The organism is Paenibacillus sp. VCA1 (assembly GCF_031583795.1).
Taxonomy (GTDB): Bacteria; Bacillota; Bacilli; order Paenibacillales; family Paenibacillaceae; genus Paenibacillus_AQ; species Paenibacillus_AQ albilobatus.
In genome coordinates, this window is record NZ_JAVLSX010000040.1 from 1 (window position 1) to 603 (window position 603).

At 48.8% G+C, this 603-nt stretch carries 1 tRNA gene and 2 rRNA genes; all 3 read right to left on the reverse strand.

What is annotated here, in order from left to right:
- Positions 1–126 (reverse strand): 23S ribosomal RNA (locus RJP21_RS31025); the annotation flags it as partial.
- A gap of 214 nt (positions 127–340) precedes the next feature.
- A tRNA-Ala gene (locus tag RJP21_RS31030) sits at positions 341–416 on the reverse strand.
- Positions 417–515: 99 nt separating this feature from the next.
- A 16S ribosomal RNA gene (locus RJP21_RS31035) occupies positions 516–603 on the reverse strand; the annotation flags it as partial.

Sequence of the window (603 nt, forward strand, 5' to 3'; positions counted from 1 at the left end):
TTCCCCATTCGGACATCCCCGGATCAAAGCTTGCTTACAGCTCCCCGAGGCAGTATCGTTGTTCGCCACGTCCTTCTTCGGCTCCTAGCGCCTAGGCATCCTCCGTGTGCTCTTAGTAGCTTAACCATGTCGCTCAAGTTTCGTGCTATGTGCTCTGTTGCTCGCCAGTTTCTTGATTGGAATAACCAAGGTCGAAACTGTCTCGCAAAGGATCACCCATCACGAATCTTTCGCTGCTACTTTTACTTAAACTTGTTGACACAAGTTCAGCTAAAAGGATATTTCTAAAACGCAAATTCGTTTCGGTATCTAGTTTTCAAGGATCAAATCGATGAAATATTGGTGGAGCCAAGCGGGATCGAACCGCTGACCTCCTGCTTGCAAGGCAGGCGCTCTCCCAGCTGAGCTATGGCCCCATAACAAATTCCATCAAAACCGAACAAATAGAATGATGTTTTGTCGGAACTTAAGTTCCGTATTTGTACCGCTTCACTCAGAAGCGAGGTACTCCATAGAAAGGAGGTGATCCAGCCGCACCTTCCGATACGGCTACCTTGTTACGACTTCACCCCAATCATCTACCCCACCTTCGGCGGCTGGCTC